This window comes from Acinetobacter sp. YH18001 (assembly GCF_013416975.1).
Lineage (GTDB): Bacteria > Pseudomonadota > Gammaproteobacteria > Pseudomonadales > Moraxellaceae > Acinetobacter > Acinetobacter pseudolwoffii.
The window spans coordinates 60,015-75,332 of the sequence record NZ_VPEU01000003.1 but is presented as its reverse complement, the minus strand read 5'-3'; the positions used below and the strand labels follow the sequence as shown (position 1 = coordinate 75,332).

Annotated in this window: 14 protein-coding genes; 9 read left to right on the top strand and 5 right to left on the bottom strand. The window is 43.4% G+C overall.

Annotation, left to right across the window (positions count from 1 at the left end; translation table 11 throughout):
- The first annotated feature begins 37 nt into the window (after positions 1–37).
- From FTV48_RS02005 to FTV48_RS01995, 3 genes are all read left to right on the top strand, one after another.
- Positions 38–643, top strand: a complete 606-nt coding sequence (locus FTV48_RS02005; RefSeq protein ID WP_227523632.1) for an alpha/beta fold hydrolase — start codon at positions 38–40, stop codon at positions 641–643.
- Positions 644–1,579, top strand: coding sequence for a site-specific tyrosine recombinase/integron integrase (xerA, locus tag FTV48_RS02000; RefSeq protein ID WP_005169981.1), 936 nt, complete (start codon positions 644–646; stop codon positions 1,577–1,579).
- A gap of 230 nt (positions 1,580–1,809) precedes the next feature.
- Positions 1,810–2,193 (top strand): hypothetical protein, encoded by a 384-nt coding sequence (locus FTV48_RS01995; protein WP_005265835.1) that lies wholly within the window; start codon positions 1,810–1,812, stop codon positions 2,191–2,193.
- A gap of 180 nt (positions 2,194–2,373) precedes the next feature.
- On the opposite strand, the gene FTV48_RS01990 is transcribed toward FTV48_RS01995, so the two are convergent.
- Complete coding sequence (locus tag FTV48_RS01990) at positions 2,374–2,868, bottom strand: Lrp/AsnC family transcriptional regulator (protein WP_005265834.1); 495 nt, start codon at positions 2,866–2,868, stop codon at positions 2,374–2,376.
- Between the two features lie 112 nt (positions 2,869–2,980).
- Here FTV48_RS01990 and FTV48_RS01985 point away from each other — a divergent pair, with 112 nt between their 5' ends.
- The 6 genes from FTV48_RS01985 to FTV48_RS01960 all read left to right on the top strand — a co-directional run bounded on the left by FTV48_RS01985 (position 2,981) and on the right by FTV48_RS01960 (position 10,426).
- Positions 2,981–3,586, top strand: coding sequence for a LysE family translocator (locus FTV48_RS01985; protein WP_100329074.1), 606 nt, complete (start codon positions 2,981–2,983; stop codon positions 3,584–3,586).
- Positions 3,587–4,107: 521 nt separating this feature from the next.
- Positions 4,108–4,860 carry an electron transfer flavoprotein subunit beta/FixA family protein gene (locus FTV48_RS01980; RefSeq protein WP_005097655.1) on the top strand — a complete coding sequence of 251 codons (753 nt, stop codon included), beginning with the start codon at positions 4,108–4,110 and terminating at the stop codon, positions 4,858–4,860.
- Between the two features lie 18 nt (positions 4,861–4,878).
- A complete protein-coding gene (locus FTV48_RS01975; protein WP_179999235.1) occupies positions 4,879–5,811 on the top strand; it encodes an FAD-binding protein in 933 nt (310 codons plus the stop codon).
- Between the two features lie 153 nt (positions 5,812–5,964).
- Positions 5,965–6,624 (top strand): hypothetical protein, encoded by a 660-nt coding sequence (locus FTV48_RS01970; protein ID WP_100355612.1) that lies wholly within the window; start codon positions 5,965–5,967, stop codon positions 6,622–6,624.
- A 320-nt stretch (positions 6,625–6,944) separates the two neighbouring features.
- Entirely contained in the window at positions 6,945–9,938 is a 2,994-nt protein-coding gene (gene gyrA, locus FTV48_RS01965) for a DNA gyrase subunit A (RefSeq protein WP_179999233.1), read from the top strand.
- 68 nt (positions 9,939–10,006) lie between these two features.
- Positions 10,007–10,426 carry a hypothetical protein gene (locus FTV48_RS01960; RefSeq protein WP_005169984.1) on the top strand — a complete coding sequence of 140 codons (420 nt, stop codon included), beginning with the start codon at positions 10,007–10,009 and terminating at the stop codon, positions 10,424–10,426.
- 33 nt (positions 10,427–10,459) lie between these two features.
- Here the strand turns inward: FTV48_RS01960 and FTV48_RS01955 are convergent, their stop codons facing one another.
- The 4 genes from FTV48_RS01955 to FTV48_RS01940 are packed head-to-tail and all read right to left on the bottom strand — an operon-like array spanning position 10,460 to position 15,292.
- Positions 10,460–11,560 (bottom strand): ABC transporter permease, encoded by a 1,101-nt coding sequence (locus FTV48_RS01955; protein ID WP_179999231.1) that lies wholly within the window; start codon positions 11,558–11,560, stop codon positions 10,460–10,462.
- Positions 11,560–12,687, bottom strand: coding sequence for an ABC transporter permease (locus tag FTV48_RS01950; RefSeq protein WP_100355610.1), 1,128 nt, complete (start codon positions 12,685–12,687; stop codon positions 11,560–11,562). The genes FTV48_RS01955 and FTV48_RS01950 overlap by 1 nt, the downstream gene beginning before the upstream one ends.
- The gene (locus tag FTV48_RS01945) at positions 12,687–13,814 is read right to left on the bottom strand and encodes an HlyD family secretion protein (RefSeq protein ID WP_005170000.1); all 1,128 of its coding nucleotides are present in this window, start codon (positions 13,812–13,814) and stop codon (positions 12,687–12,689) included. The genes FTV48_RS01950 and FTV48_RS01945 overlap by 1 nt, the downstream gene beginning before the upstream one ends.
- 11 nt (positions 13,815–13,825) lie before the next feature.
- Positions 13,826–15,292, bottom strand: coding sequence for a TolC family protein (locus FTV48_RS01940; RefSeq protein ID WP_179999229.1), 1,467 nt, complete (start codon positions 15,290–15,292; stop codon positions 13,826–13,828).
- Positions 15,293–15,318: the final 26 nt, after the last annotated feature.

Here is a 15,318-nt window from a genome sequence, read left to right as displayed (position 1 = left end):
GATGAAACTGAAATTTAATATGCATGATTATGCCTTCATGAATCAGCTTGTATTTTTACCGGGTGCATCTGGCAGCCAAGGTTTTTGGCAGCCGTTAAGGGCAGCATTAACCGAATATCCAGATCAGCAGGTCATTGCCTATCCAGGATTTGATGGGGTGACGCCAAATGTAGCCATTCAAAACCTGTATGATTTGCAAGAACTAGTAAATAGGCAGATTCAGGATGACTCCATTCTGATTGCCCAGTCGATGGGCGGTGTGCTGGCAGTTGGGTTAGCGCTTAAGCATCCGCAAAAAGTCAAAGGGCTGGTATTGTTGGCGACATCAGGCGGTTTAAATTTGAAGAGATTTCACTGTGCCGACTGGCGAACAGATTATCGTGAACAGTTTAAAGCAGTACCGAACTGGTTTGTACAAGATCACACTGAATTTAATCCTGATCAGCTCGCCGGTCTTGAAATTCCCATTTTGCTAATTTGGGCAGATCATGATCCTCTAAGCACCATTCAAGTAGGACAATACTTAGAAAAAATATTTAAACATGCAAAACTGCATATCATCCAAGGCGGAAATCATTTCTTTGCCAACACTCATGCAGATCAGGTGGCAGCACTGATTCAAGATTATCTGGAGCAATTTTAAATGGAGCATGCAGTGACTGTGCCCCCTCAACTTTTGCTCAATATGTGGCTGAAAGAACGTGAAATCCAGAACCAGTCTAAACATACCTTGCAGGCCTATGCTCGTGATGTCTCGGATTTTTTAGAGTTTTGCCAGCGTGAGCAGCTCAATTTAAATGATGTAGAAGCCACAGACCTGCGCCAGTTTCTGGCTGAAAAAGTCGAACAGCATCAGCTGAGTCCCAGCAGTCTTCAGCGCATGCTGTCGTCCATTCGCCAGTTTATGAAATGGGCAGAGCAGGCCCAGCATCTCGCCTTTAATCCGGCGGATGATTTTCAGTTAAAGCGCCAATCGCGTCCTTTGCCGGGCATGGTAGACATTGAAACCGTGAATCAGATCATCGATCAGCCTGCGCCTGAAAATGAAATCCAGCAGCAAATGTGGCTCCGGGACAAAGCCATTCTGGAGTTGCTGTATTCCAGTGGGTTGCGTCTGGCCGAATTACAAAACCTCAGAATCAAAGATATCGACTTCAACCGGCAGTTGCTACGTATTACTGGTAAAGGTAATAAAACCCGGATCGTGCCTTTCGGCTCCAAGGCCAAAGCAAGTGTCATGGCCTGGTTGCAGGTTTATCCTTTATGGAATGGCGACTTTGTGCCAGAAGCGAATGTATTTATTACCCAGAAGGGCAATCCACTGGGTGCACGCCAAATTGAAAATCGGGTCAAGTTTCAGGCGCAGCGCGCAGGCGTCAATGTGGATTTACATCCGCATTTGTTACGTCACTGCTTTGCCAGTCATATGCTGTCGAATAGCCGCGACTTACGTGCGGTTCAGGAAATGCTGGGCCACAGTAATTTAAGCACCACCCAGATTTATACTCACGTCGATTTTGATCATCTGGCACAAATTTATGATCAGGCGCATCCGCGTGCACAGCATAAAAAGGATTGATCATGCGCCAAGTGGTAGAAAGTAAGAATCATGAATATATTTTTTTGGCATAAAACTTTCATATTTAAATCTTAAAATGGAATTGAACTGAAAGCTGGCGTTCTGTTGGGCATTTCACTATTGTCTTATTCGTTAAATGCGCCATTTCAGGTATAACAAGAACGAGTAATTAATATTTAAAATGAAGTATGACTGAGCAAAGTCTCAGCATTTGGCGGATGGGAATTGATATGGACACAATAGTGATTGCAGATATAGAACAAAAATATGCACAGTTAAGCGCAGCTCAAAAAGAAATGTTTGCAGGTTATGGTTTGCGACAAATCAAGCATTTTGTGGACATTAGCTTACCGAGTCTTGCAGCGACTTTACCTGAAGGTGCCATCATTCAAGGGATTAATGCCGATGGTAAAGTTCAGGCATTTAATGCAATGACAGGACAATACTATTTATGGATTTCTGATTTACAGTGGCAAGTGTCGAATCGTGCCACCCAAGCGGTCGATTTAAAAGAAGATGCGATTGCGATTTGGACAGTTTTTGAATTATCAGACTATGAATTGGTGGATTTAAGCCATATTCATCGTGATTTTTTAGCACAAGCAACTGCCTAAACTCCCTAGTATCTCGGCTTTACTCAAGAAAAAGGTTGTCTTTAAACAAGGCAACCTGATATTTTTCTTATCGTCAAACTTGCGATCTATCTATCTGCAACATAGCGGGTGATTTAAGCTGGCTATGATTATTTAGCGCTGGAATTAAAAATACGCCATCGTCACTCTTAATCCATTCGTTTATAAATCCTCTAAAGGCAATTGGAAACTCTGTTTAATAATCTGACTCGGTAAATCGGTTTTAACACTGGTAATACCATTTTTTTTAGTCAGATGTGTCGACTGGAATTTACGGTAACTTTCTAGATCAGGCACCACGACTTTCAGCAAGGCATCACTTTCCCCCAAAATGATATAGCACTCCATCACTTGAGGCAGTTCTTTCATGGCCTCAATAAAGGTGTCAATGGTTTCAGCATCTTGACCGACCAGCCAAATCCGTGAAAACAAAATCAGCTGAAAGCCAATTTTCTGTTGATCGACAATGGTGGTGTAATTCTGAATCACACCCGCATCTTCCAGTAATTTGACCCGCCGCAAACAGGAGGAAGGTGAAAGTCCAATTTCCCGCGCCAGATCATTATTCTGAATACGGCCATTGGCTTGTAAATGTCGAATGATATTTTTATCAATTCGATCAAGTTTTACCCGCACAGACTTGGTGGATATTTTCATAAATTAGAATAATATTCGAAAAATAAGACTTATTATAAAATAAATTGAAAGCCAATTTTGTAAAAAATCGCAGATACTTGTTTCACTTTCTGGAGTTTGAAAGGAAAAGGAAATGTCTGTATTTGTACTCTTTGCACTGACCGTGCTTCCCCTGATTTTTACGCCTGGACCCGATATGTTATTTATCCTGTCTCAAGTGATGGGTAAAGATGCAAAAGCAGGCATGATGGCGACTGTCGGTGTGTGTTGTGGTTATCTGGTGCATTCGATTCTGGTCGCACTCGGAATTGCCGCGATTATTGTGTCCTTTCCGGTGCTGTTTGAAACGATTCGCTGGCTCGGAATTGCTTATCTGCTGTATCTGGCCTTTGGCCTGTTCAAGTCAGTATTCAGTAAAAGTGTGCTGAACATTGAGAAAAAGACATCAGCTAATCCGATTCAAAAAGGTTTTTTTACTGCGTTATTAAACCCGAAAGGCATGCTGATTTATTTTGCGATTTTGCCGCAGTTTATTGATAAATCGGCCAATACTGTCAGTCAAGGTTTGATTCTGTCCTTTATTTTTATTGGTCTGATTTTTGTGGTGTATTGTGGCTTAAGTATTTTGTTCAGCAAAATCAGCCAGAAAACCCAGATTGATGAACGTAAACAAAAATGGGTAGACGGAACTTCTGGTGGTTTATTGGCGCTTGCAGCAAGCTGGCTCATCATCAATTAAGCCCGATTCAAAAAAGCATACTTTTCACAGTATGCTTTTTTTATAGTTAAAAGCACTTGAAAAAGAGATGACTTTCCTGGCGTATCTATAAGTGAGCGGGTTGCTTATTCAATCAATTGGTCTTTTTAGTGGGCCAAATCCGTTTCAAAGAAGATTTCTGTCTAAAATGACAAATATGATTGTGGGTTCATCCTGCCAGTTTTGCTGCCAACTACTTTCATTTTATTTTGCGTACAGCTTTTCAATCAGAACTATTGATGTGACTAATCAAATAAAAAAATAATATAAATCAATGCTTAAATTTTAAGTAAATGTTTATACATTTCATTGTAATAAATGGATAACAATTAATTGTGAACGCATCGTTCAGGTAAATTTACGCATTTTTACAGCTCTTTGTTGAATTGTGACTTGACCGAAATGCCGTACACATTGCAAGATAGGGCACCTAAAAAAATTTAAGTGAAGAGTTACACTAACTTTTCTCAACATTTACATTTGCTAAAACAGCCGAGGATTACATGAAGGCTCTTGTTGCTGTAAAACGTGTGGTTGATGCCAACGTTAAAGTTCGTGTTAAACCGGACAACAGTGGTGTTGACTTAACCAACGTTAAAATGTCAATTAACCCATTCTGTGAAATCGCAGTGGAAGAAGCGGTTCGTTTAAAAGAAAAAGGAACTGTTTCAGAAATCATTGTTGTTTCTATTGGTCCTAAAGAAGCGCAAGAACAGATCCGTTCTGCAATGGCGCTTGGTGCTGACCGCGGTATTCTGGTTGAAGCTGATGACAGCCAGCTCGGTGCGCTAGAAATTGCTAAAATCCTGAAAGGTGTTGTTGAAGCTGAACAACCACAATTAATCCTTCTAGGTAAGCAAGCCATTGATGACGACTCTAATCAGGTTGGTCAGATGCTTGGCGCTCTAATGGGTGCGGGCCAAGGTACATTTGCTTCTGAAGTGAAAGTAGATGGCGACAAAGTACAAGTAACACGTGAAGTAGACGGTGGTTTACAAACTGTTGAACTTGCACTTCCAGCCATTATTACCACTGACTTGCGTTTGAACGAGCCACGTTATGCAGCGCTTCCAAACATCATGAAAGCGCGTAAAAAACCGCTTGATAACAAGTCGCCTGCAGATTTTGGTGTAACGACCACAACTAAACTGAAAACAGTAAAAGTTGAATCACCTGCAGAGCGTAAAGCTGGCGTACAAGTGAAGTCTGTAGACGAGCTTGTAGAAAAATTGAAAAACGAAGCGAAAGTGATCTAATACAGAAGGATAAAAATCATGAGTATTTTAGTTATCGCTGAGCACGACAACAAAGCATTAAACGCTGCTACTTTAAACGTTGTTGCTGCGGCGCAAAAAATCGGTGGTGATATCACTGTATTGGTTGCTGGTTCTGGCGCTCAAGCAGTTGCTGATCAAGCAGCGAAAGTTACGGGTGTAAGCAAAGTCGTACTTGCTGATGATGCTGCTTATGCAAACCAGCTGGCTGAAAACGTAGCGAAACTGGTTGCTGAATTAGGCAAAGGTTATACACATATCCTTGCTGCTTCTACGACGACTGGTAAAAACATTTTGCCACGTGCAGCTGCGCTTCTTGATGTGAGCATGATTACCGACATCATCGCAGTCGATGGTCCTAAAACATTCAAGCGTCCGATCTATGCAGGCAACGCGATTGCAACTGTAGAGTCGGGCGAAAATGTCGTACTGGCAACTGTTCGTGGTACAGCATTTGATGCTGTTGCTGCTGAAGGCGGTTCTGCCTCTGTAGAAGCTGCGACTGTTGCTGGCGATGCAGGCATTTCCAAGTTTATCAACGAAGAAATCGTGAAGTCTGAGCGTCCTGAATTAACAGCTGCTCGCATTGTGGTGTCTGGTGGTCGTGGTGTGGGTTCAGGTGAGAACTATCACGCGATCCTTGATCCATTGGCGGACAAGCTTGGTGCTGCACAAGGTGCATCACGTGCTGCAGTAGATGCTGGCTTCGTTCCTAACGATATGCAGGTTGGTCAAACCGGTAAAATCGTTGCACCTGACCTGTACATCGCTGTCGGTATTTCTGGTGCAATTCAGCATTTGGCCGGTATGAAAGAATCTAAAGTGATCGTTGCGATCAACAAAGATGAAGAAGCGCCAATCAATGCAGTGGCTGACTACTGGTTAGTTGGTGACTTGAACACTGTTATTCCTGAATTGGTTTCTAAAATCTAATTCCTGAATACAGTTTAAAACGCCTCTTAGTCTCGGTACCAAGAGGCGTTTTTTATTGGAAAAGTTTTAAAGATACTCGGCAGTCGAAACTAGAGTATGTGATTTGGATGAAAAGTGATAAAATCCTGCTTTGCTTTTTCTCCTGCTTTGATCATGTCCTTTTCCAGAACCGCTCATATCCTGTTTATTAGTTTCCTGCTGATTGCGCTCTATGTGAGTATTTGTGTGCATACTGCGTTGAATGCACCGCTGTCAGTAACCCAGTATTTATTCAGTGAGTCGGGCGCTTTTGAAGTGCTTAGTCCTTGGCTATGGTACTTGCTGGCCATGCTGTGTCTGCTAAATACTGAAATTAAACTGAATACCCGGATATTTACCGCTGCTGCTGCGATATTGTTGGGCTTCAGGGAAATGGACTTTCATAAGCGACTGTTTGACGACAGCTTTATTAAAACCAATTTCTATCGCAGTGCTGAAATTCCGCTCATGGACAAGCTGCTGGGCTTTATTTTATTGCTCGGGATTATTTTTGTCTTTATGGTACTGGCAAAAAAATTGGTAAACACCATACGCAGCATGAAAGATTCTTTGAATATTGCGCATTTTTTTATCTTCCTGACCATTGCCTGTGGCGGACTGAGCAAGGTTCTGGATCGCACGACGTCAACCCTCAGGGAGGAATTCAATATTCAGCTCATACCACATACCCAGGTCATGATCATGACCATTGAGGAAGGGGTGGAGATGCTATTGCCGATTCTATTGATTGTGGCGGTGCTGACTTATCGCAAGGTACTGAATCAAGCGCATTAAAAGACAGATTAAATCTAAGGAAGATGCCCATTTTGTGTGTGCATCTTTTTTTTGCACTGCTGTTTTTATGTATATTTCGGGTGCGAAAAAATATGGATGTGGTGCACTTGTTTTTGACGCTGAAATAACAGGAAAATGACCACTAAAATGAAGATAATTAACAAGGTTAAGCTGAATATTTCGACACAAAAATACAAGTGTTTATGCTATAATTTAGGGCTGTATTTTAGTTTTTAACTCAGTCGTTTGAGTTAATGATTTTGCTAGTTTTACGACATATAAATACAAGCCAAAACTGGCTTGTAGAATAAGGAGTATGCATGAGCGTATCGGAAATTAGACCGATTGCCATTGAGGATGAACTTAAAAGCTCATATCTCGATTATGCGATGAGCGTGATTGTGTCACGTGCATTGCCCGATGTACGAGATGGTTTAAAACCTGTTCATCGTCGTGTGCTTTTCGCAATGCACGAATTAGGCAATGACTATAACAAAGCTTATAAAAAGTCTGCACGTGTCGTCGGTGACGTGATCGGTAAATATCACCCGCATGGTGACTTTGCCGTATACGAAACCATTGTACGTATGGCACAAGATTTCAGTTTGCGTTACCAATTGGTCGATGGTCAGGGTAACTTTGGTTCGGTCGATGGCGACAGCGCAGCAGCGATGCGTTATACCGAAGTGCGTATGCGTAAACTGACCCACGAACTCTTGGCGGATCTTGAAAAAGATACCGTCGAGTGGGAAGACAACTACGATGGCTCTGAGCGTATTCCTCAGGTGATGCCCACCCGTGTACCGAACTTATTGGTTAATGGTGTAACCGGTATTGCAGTGGGTATGGCGACCAATATGGCGCCGCATAACATGACTGAAGTTGTGAATGCGTGTCTGGCCTATGCCAATGATCCCCAGATCAGCATCGAAGGGTTGATGGAACACATTTCTGGTCCGGACTTCCCGACAGGCGGTATTATTTACGGTAAATCGGGCATCGTGGATGCCTACCGTACCGGTAAAGGCCGTTTACACATCCGTGGCAAGTATCACTTCGAAGAAGATCCAAAGAATGGCCGTACTACGATCGTGTTTACGGAAATTCCATATCAGGTCAATAAAGCAAAAACCATTGAGCGTATTGCTGAACTGGTTAAAGAGAAAAAACTGGAAGGTATTTCCGAGCTGCGTGACGAGTCGGATAAAGACGGTATGCGTATCGCGATTGACTTGAAACGTGGCGAAAATGCCGAAGTGATCGTGAACAACCTGTTCCAGAACACGCAACTTGAAAACTCTTTCAGCATCAACATGGTCTGCCTGGACAATGGCCAGCCTAAACTGATGAACCTGAAAGATATTATTGCAGCGTTTATCCGTCACCGTCAGGAAGTGGTAACGCGTCGTACCATGTTCGAATTACGCAAAGCGCGTGAACGTGGTCATATCTTGGAAGGTTTAACCGTTGCTCTGGCGAATATTGATGCCATCATCGAAACCATCAAAAGTTCTGCAAACCCGGCTGAAGCGCGTGAGCGTTTACAGGCAGGTGAGTGGGCAGGTGGCGGTGTATTGGCATTGCTAGAAAAAGCTGGCTCAGTTTCTGTACGTCCGGATGAGATTGAAGGTGAAGACCCAAGTCGTCCGTTTGGTCTGGATGGCGATATTTATCGTCTGTCACCCACCCAAGTCAATGCGATTATGGAACTGCGTCTGCATCGTTTAACCGGTCTTGAACAAGACAAGTTACATGCTGAATATAGCGAAATTCTGGCGCAAATTGCTGAACTGACTGCAATTTTAAATGACTTTAATCTGTTGATGAACGTGATTCGTGAAGAGCTTGCGTTAATTCTTCAGCAATATGGCGATGCACGTAAAACGTCGATTGTTGAATCACGTATCGATTTCTCTCGTGAAGATCTGATTCCTGAAGAGCAAATGGTGCTGACGGTTTCAAAAACAGGCTATGCGAAAACTCAACCATTGTCTGATTACGCCGCACAGCGTCGTGGTGGCCGTGGCAAGTCTGCGACCAGCATGAAAGAAGACGATTACATTCAACATCTGATTGTGACGTCAAGTCATGCGACGGTACTTTGCTTTACCAACGTTGGTAAAGTCTATCGTCTGAAAGTGTATGAAGTGCCACAAGCATCACGTGGTGCCAAAGGTCGCCCAATGGTGAACTTGTTGCCATTAGACGAAAACGAGACCATTACCGCAATTTTACCGGTGATTGATGCACCGAAGAAATTCAAAGAACGTCTGGCGGACTTCAAAGCCTTCGTAAAAGCCAATGCTGCACAACTGCAAAGCAATGAAGTGATTAATGGTCACTTTACGGCACTTGAAGCGGCACTTGCTGAATCTGAAGAGGGTGCGGATGATATTTCTGATGCACTTCGTGTTCAATTGAAAGAGCTAGGTTTAGAACTTTCAACGACCGATCTTGATGATGACATCATCAATGATTTTGCACAGCAGGCTGAAGCGGTTCGTAAAAACTTCTATGTGTTTATGGCGACTGAATACGGTACGATTAAACGTGTAGAACTTGAACAGTTCTCGAATGTGCGTTCAAACGGTTTACGTGCGATTGAACTGAATGGCGATGACACTTTAATTGGTGTTGCGATTACTGACGGCGAACAGCAAATCATGTTGTTCTCGAACGAAGGTAAAGCCATTCGCTTTGCAGAGACTGATGTACGTTCAATGGGTCGTTCAGCCAAAGGTGTGCGCGGTATGCGCGTGACCATCGGTGCAGCAGCCTTGCTGGAAGAAAGCGAAGAAACTGAGATTGAGTCTGATGATGAAGATGCTGCAGATTCAGCATTGATCAGCCGGATTGTGTCTTTAGTCGTTGTCCCTGAAACTGGTGAAGTATTGTGTGCTTCTGAAAATGGTTATGGTAAACGTACCCCGGTGGATGACTTCCCGACCAAGAAACGTGGCGGTAAGGGTGTGATTGCACTCAAGACCTCAGAACGTAATGGTCAGTTGGTCGGTGCAGTAGCGATTGATGCATCTAAAGAGCTGATGTTAATTTCCGATGGCGGTACTTTGGTTCGTACCCGTGCCTCTGAAGTGGCTCAAACCGGTCGTAATGCACAAGGTGTTCGTCTGATCCGTCTCGGTAATGAAGAGTTACTGGTTGGTGTGGTTTCAGTTGAAGCTGTTGAAGAAGATGAGTTTGTTGAAGCGATTGAAGGTGAAGAATCTTTAGTAGCAGAAACAGATGTAGCGACTGAAACAGATACAGTAGCTGAACATGTTGAAAAAGATGGTGAAAACTCAGTAGAAGAATAAGTGTTCTATTGATAAAAAGGGCGCTTCGGCGTCCTTTTTTATAAATCTTGACTGAATGAAGGTAAGCGATGAAAACCCAATCAATGTTGTTAGCGGCAGCAGTTGCATTAAGTGGCTGTAACTCAATGGACAATATTCCAAACCCAAGTCCTGAGCAGGAACAGGCAGCACAGCTGGCCTATGAGGATTTGCGTGATGGGAAATATGACGAGTTTCTGGATCAGCTAGAGCCGCAATTGCAAACACAGTTTAAGGACAACGAAAAGCTGATGAAACGCTTTTCACGTTCAATTCCGAAAGGTGAGTACAAGTCTAAAACTTTAATGACCAAGCAGATTGAAGAAGCAACCAACCAGCCTGGCCAATATAAGATCAGCTATGAAATTGCCTATCCAAATAATCTGGTGCAGTATGATGTCAGTTTCGACCAGCCGAATGGTAGCAACAAGATTCGTAATTTTAATATTCAGGTCTTTGGCGAATCTTAATCCATAAGTTGATGACAGCATAAATCCAATGCTTTATCTGCTTTGACTCACTTGAATCAAACGTCGATAAGCCAAGAAAAAACATAAACTGCCTATCAGCCCCAGATATATCAGTTTAGGCAAAATCAGTGCGGTCGGTACACCCATCTGATTCAGTTGAATAAACATCTGCACCATTTGGGTAGAAGGCAGTATCTCAGCGATCACTTGCATCCAGATGGGCATAGCTGCATGTGGCCAGGCAGCACCGGATAAAAAAAATAGAGGGATAGAAGTAAAAACAATTACATGTCCAGCGCGTTCCGGCATATCCAGAAAACTGGCAAATAGGCAGGTGATTCCAATCACAGTATAAACGAAAACCGGCACAGCCAGCAGCATGCCGAATAGGTTACCCCCTCGCGGATAATCAAATAACCAAAAGGTAAATCCAAATAAATAAAAACAACCCAGACAGCCAATGCTCAATATCGCTAAACATAGCCCAATCAACGCATTTGAGTTTAACTGCACTTTTCTTTCGCGGTACACCAGAATCAGCATATTCAAACCTAAAAAAATGGTCTGATGAATGATGAGAGGGGCGACCGCAGGAAAGACATAACTGCCATAGCCGGAGAGCGGATTAAACAATGGAATCTGATGCACTGATAGGGCAGGAGAAAAATCTGAAACCTGGCCAAAACGTTCAGCATAGTCTGCCAAGGTCTGCTCAAGAGAGGTCGCTAAACCGATCCCCATCTGTTTGGTGACTAAAAAATTGGCAGCACTTAAGTACAGTCCTATTCCACCCGTTTCACCATGCCTTAACGTTTGCGATAAATTGTCCGGTAGCAGCAAAATCCCATCCGCTTGTTGCGATTCAACCCATGTTTTGGCTTCGGCGAAATTGCTGGTAATCGCCTTGATTTCAACATTCGGGCTTTGACGGACTTGGCCAATAATCCGCGCGCTCAAGTGACTTTGTTCTGCATCAACAATAATAATCGGTAAGGCTTCGGCTTGCTGTGCCTGATAAGCAAAGGGATAAAAGAAGCTATAAAACACCACTGATAAAATCAGCGTGGTAAAGATAGCGCCGTGGCTGACAATATCTTTAAAGCTGCGCAGATAATAAAACCAAAGGGATTTCATCAGGCCGCTCCTTTGGCTATTTTCTTGAGAAAAATATAGGCTAGCAGTGCGTACACCACCACATAGGCCAACAAGATCCATATAGCTTGCAGTGAAATCTGCACTGGACTGCCAATCATCCATTGTTCAGTTTGTAATTTGGCATAAGGAGTAAAGGGGATAATATTGGCCCAAAACTGGGTGAATAGGGGCGCATTATTTAAGGGTAAAGTCACCCCGGCAAAGCTTAACGATGACCCACCATATACAGCAATCAAGCCGAAAGATTTACTTAAATCTTGGGTGGCCAGCACCACCGCAGCGCTTAAAAATGCATAGGCGCTATACAGCAGCAATTGTGCTAATAAAATCAGACCAAGCGAACCGGCAACAAACCAGCCGCGAATTTCAATCATCCAAAACATCCACGCCCAAGTCCATAGACTAAAAATAGCCACATAGACCAGATTTTTAGACACTAAAGCCATCCAAATGGATGAGTTGCTAATCCAGCTTGTTAAGGTCTGCCGCTTCAGTTCCTGACCGACGGAAAATGCCACACAACAACACAGCAGTAAATGCAGAACTGCGAGAATGACATAAGGTTCTAGATATAACTCATAATTCAATTGCGGATTATACAAAGGTGAGATCTTGATCTGTGGTATCGGTGCTTGGATATAGGGCAGTCGATTCACCAGATAGTGCTGTTCAGTAAACTCAGCCAGGGCTTGTAAGGTACTCACCAGCATGGCTGAAGAAATTGTATTGCCGATACTGAAATAACTCTGGTTAAAGGCAATGCTAATTTCTGCATCCTGAGCACGAACAAAACGTTGTTCGGCACCATTTGGAATATGGATATAACCCCAAATTTTATTTTTATTCAGTAGGCGTTCAACTTCAGCAGCTTGCTCGGATACTGTTTCAATTTTAAGGGTATGATTGAGCGAGACATGTCGATAGATGCTTTGGCTGAACGCACTTCGGTCTTGATCAATAATGGCAATCGGTAAATGAGTAGGCTTGCCCTGCGCAAACATGCTGCTGAATAAAATAATTACTAGAGCAGGTGCCAGCGTAACCAGGCACAGATCCCATTTTTCTCGGAGCAAATAGCGTAGTTCGCGCCATATACCCAGCCACATTAGGGTGTCTCTTTAAGTTTAAATAACACGCTCATACCGACTTTCAGTTCAGGCATGGTTTGTGTCGGTAGCAAATGCAGTTTAAAACTTCTCACATCATAGCCGCCGGTTTGGCGGGTGGTTTTAATGGTGGCAAACTCACCTTCAGCGCTAATACTTTTGATCTGAAAACTGGCTGTTTGATCCAAGGCTGGAATATAACCTTGAATGCTTTCTAATTTTTGAAATGGAGCATACTGGTCTTCGCGAATATTCAGGCTTACCCACATCTTCTCTTCAATCAGGCTGACCACGGGCACTGCGGTTGCGACCAGCTCAGATATTTTGCCATAAGTTTTAGACACCGTTCCATTGACGGGGGCCAGCAATTCGGTTTCTGCTTCTAGCGCATTGGCTTCGTTTAGAGCAGCCTGGGCAATGTCTACTTGTGCATCGGCTGAACTCTTTTGCTGCGGGGTGCTGCCACGCTTGGCACGTGCATATTGCTGATAGGCGGCCTCAGTCATTTCTAGCGCAGATTGACTGGCTGCATACAGTTCATCACGGCGCTGACGTGAAATCACACCTTCCTTAAATAGATTTTCCCCACGCTGATAAGATACTGTGGCGAGATTTTGCTGTGCTTTTAGCGATTGCCAGTTGGCATACAGACTCGCGACATTTTCTTCCTGCGAGCCACGTTCAGCTGTGGACTGTAAGGCCAAAGCCGATTGTAAGGCTGCTGTAGCTTGCTGTTTTTTGGCTGCAATTTCCGGGCTATTTAAGCGAACCAGAACATCGCCTTTTTTAACTCGCTGACCTTCTTCCACATAGATTTCTTCAATCCGGCTTGGCACTTTGGTGGCCACCTGAATCGTTTCAGCCTCGACACGACCTTGCAATTCAATCGGCGTCGGTTGATAGCTTTTCCATAATCCAAAAATAATCACGGCCAGCAGAATAGGCAGCAACGCCAGCAGTAGATATTTTTTCTTTTTGGAGATTTCAGGAGGCTGCTCATCGGTCGAGGTCGTCGCGTGATTTTCCTCTAGCGTTGCTGATTGGGTCTGTGGAGCGGGAGAGCTTTCTGTTTCGGTAGATGAAACCGCTTCATTCACAGGATCATTGGGTTTTTGATCGTCGTTCATGTTCGGCTCCATTAGCGAATATAGTGGGTATTGGTGTGTTGAATATAATTGGGAAATTCTGCAATCGAGCCATGGCTTTGTAACAGGGTGGCCAGTGACATCACATATTTATAGGCATTCAATGCAGTTTCGGCTCGTAGCCCGCTAAGCATGTTTTGGGCATCAATGACCTGTGTTGCTGTTCCGATATCCTCTTTAAAGGACAACTCTTGAATGCGTAAATTTTCCTGCGCAGCTTTTAGATTTTGTTCCAACAAAGCATGACTTTGCTGTGCACTCAAGGCTTCGCTATAAGATTTATAAATCAGGTTTTCAATCTCTTGCTGGGTGCGTGAGGTGAGCAGTTCTGTGGCATAGCGTTTGAGCTCGGCCGCCTGAATATTTTTGTTTTTATCAATCCCTGAAAACAGGTTATAGCGTGCGGCAACACCGACAATCCAGTTTTGATTCTGATCCAAACTATATTCACCAAAAGCAAAGACATTGGGTTTTTTTGCTGCTTGCTGAGCTTTGACATTGGCTTGTGCTAATTGGGTATCTAGCTGCATTTTTTGAATCAGCGCAGAGTTTTGACTAAAGGTTTTCAGTAGTTGATTTAAAGCCTGTGGCTCGGTCTGATTGACAAATAAAGGTGTCGACAGTTCAGTGATACTGCTTTGTTGCAGCAGATTATTCAGTTGAAATAGACTGGCATTTAAATTGGTTTGCATATTTTGCTGACTGCGCTCGGCATTATTACGCGCCACTTCAAACTGCATGCGCTGGCCTTTGCTAATAAAACCTTGCTGTTCCATTTTTAAGGCATTGCGATAATGCTGTTGCATGGCATTCAGATTAAATACTGCTGCTGCATGGAGTTGCTTTTGCAGTTGCACATTAAAATAACTTTGAATCAGTTCGAAACGCTGCGTGTCTTGTTGCTGTTGATTACTGAGCTGACTGCGACCGACCTGAAGATTGGCAATCTCCTTGGCGCTATGAGTCAAACCACCGGTATAAAGCGGCATCATCATGGACACGGTAGGACGAATCACTTGATCTTCGAGTACGACCTTGGAGGTATCGGGAATTAAGCCTACACCATCATGAATCGGTTGTTGTAAACCTTCTTTTAAAGGATTGGCAATATTCGCAGCTAAATTAAACTCATCAATTTTATTATTTAAGCCATTGGTGAGAGATTGCTCCAGGTTGTTTTTAAGAGCACCCAAAGGAATATCTAATTCATTACGAAAAGCATAAGCACGCACATTCAGATCGACACGTGGTAATCCCAAACCTTTTACCGCTTCAGCTTCAAGTTTCGAGGCTTGTTCCAAGCTTTGATAGGCCTGACTGCTGTAAGAAGACTGCAATAACTGTTTTTCGGCGTCTTGAAAACTCAAAGTCTGGGCGTATAGACTCTGGCTATTCAACCATAGGCCTGACAATAATCCACACCCCAAAAATAATTTACTTTTATAGTTCGTCATATTCATGCAAGCAGATGGCCAAAGTGAAGAAT

What these genes read in the sequence shown, in the direction of transcription:
- FTV48_RS01940 (WP_179999229.1), bottom strand. Translation starts at nt 15,292, where the DNA reads ATGAATATGACGAACTATAAAAGTAAATTATTTTTGGGGTGTGGATTA.
- xerA (WP_005169981.1), top strand. Translation starts at nt 644, where the DNA reads ATGGAGCATGCAGTGACTGTGCCCCCTCAACTTTTGCTCAATATGTGG.
- FTV48_RS01975 (WP_179999235.1), top strand. Translation starts at nt 4,879, where the DNA reads ATGAGTATTTTAGTTATCGCTGAGCACGACAACAAAGCATTAAACGCT.
- FTV48_RS01980 (WP_005097655.1), top strand. Translation starts at nt 4,108, where the DNA reads ATGAAGGCTCTTGTTGCTGTAAAACGTGTGGTTGATGCCAACGTTAAA.
- FTV48_RS01945 (WP_005170000.1), bottom strand. Translation starts at nt 13,814, where the DNA reads ATGAACGACGATCAAAAACCCAATGATCCTGTGAATGAAGCGGTTTCA.
- FTV48_RS01950 (WP_100355610.1), bottom strand. Translation starts at nt 12,687, where the DNA reads ATGTGGCTGGGTATATGGCGCGAACTACGCTATTTGCTCCGAGAAAAA.
- FTV48_RS01985 (WP_100329074.1), top strand. Translation starts at nt 2,981, where the DNA reads ATGTCTGTATTTGTACTCTTTGCACTGACCGTGCTTCCCCTGATTTTT.
- FTV48_RS01995 (WP_005265835.1), top strand. Translation starts at nt 1,810, where the DNA reads ATGGACACAATAGTGATTGCAGATATAGAACAAAAATATGCACAGTTA.
- FTV48_RS01990 (WP_005265834.1), bottom strand. Translation starts at nt 2,868, where the DNA reads ATGAAAATATCCACCAAGTCTGTGCGGGTAAAACTTGATCGAATTGAT.
- FTV48_RS01970 (WP_100355612.1), top strand. Translation starts at nt 5,965, where the DNA reads ATGTCCTTTTCCAGAACCGCTCATATCCTGTTTATTAGTTTCCTGCTG.
- FTV48_RS01955 (WP_179999231.1), bottom strand. Translation starts at nt 11,560, where the DNA reads ATGAAATCCCTTTGGTTTTATTATCTGCGCAGCTTTAAAGATATTGTC.
- FTV48_RS01960 (WP_005169984.1), top strand. Translation starts at nt 10,007, where the DNA reads ATGAAAACCCAATCAATGTTGTTAGCGGCAGCAGTTGCATTAAGTGGC.
- gyrA (WP_179999233.1), top strand. Translation starts at nt 6,945, where the DNA reads ATGAGCGTATCGGAAATTAGACCGATTGCCATTGAGGATGAACTTAAA.
- FTV48_RS02005 (WP_227523632.1), top strand. Translation starts at nt 38, where the DNA reads ATGAATCAGCTTGTATTTTTACCGGGTGCATCTGGCAGCCAAGGTTTT.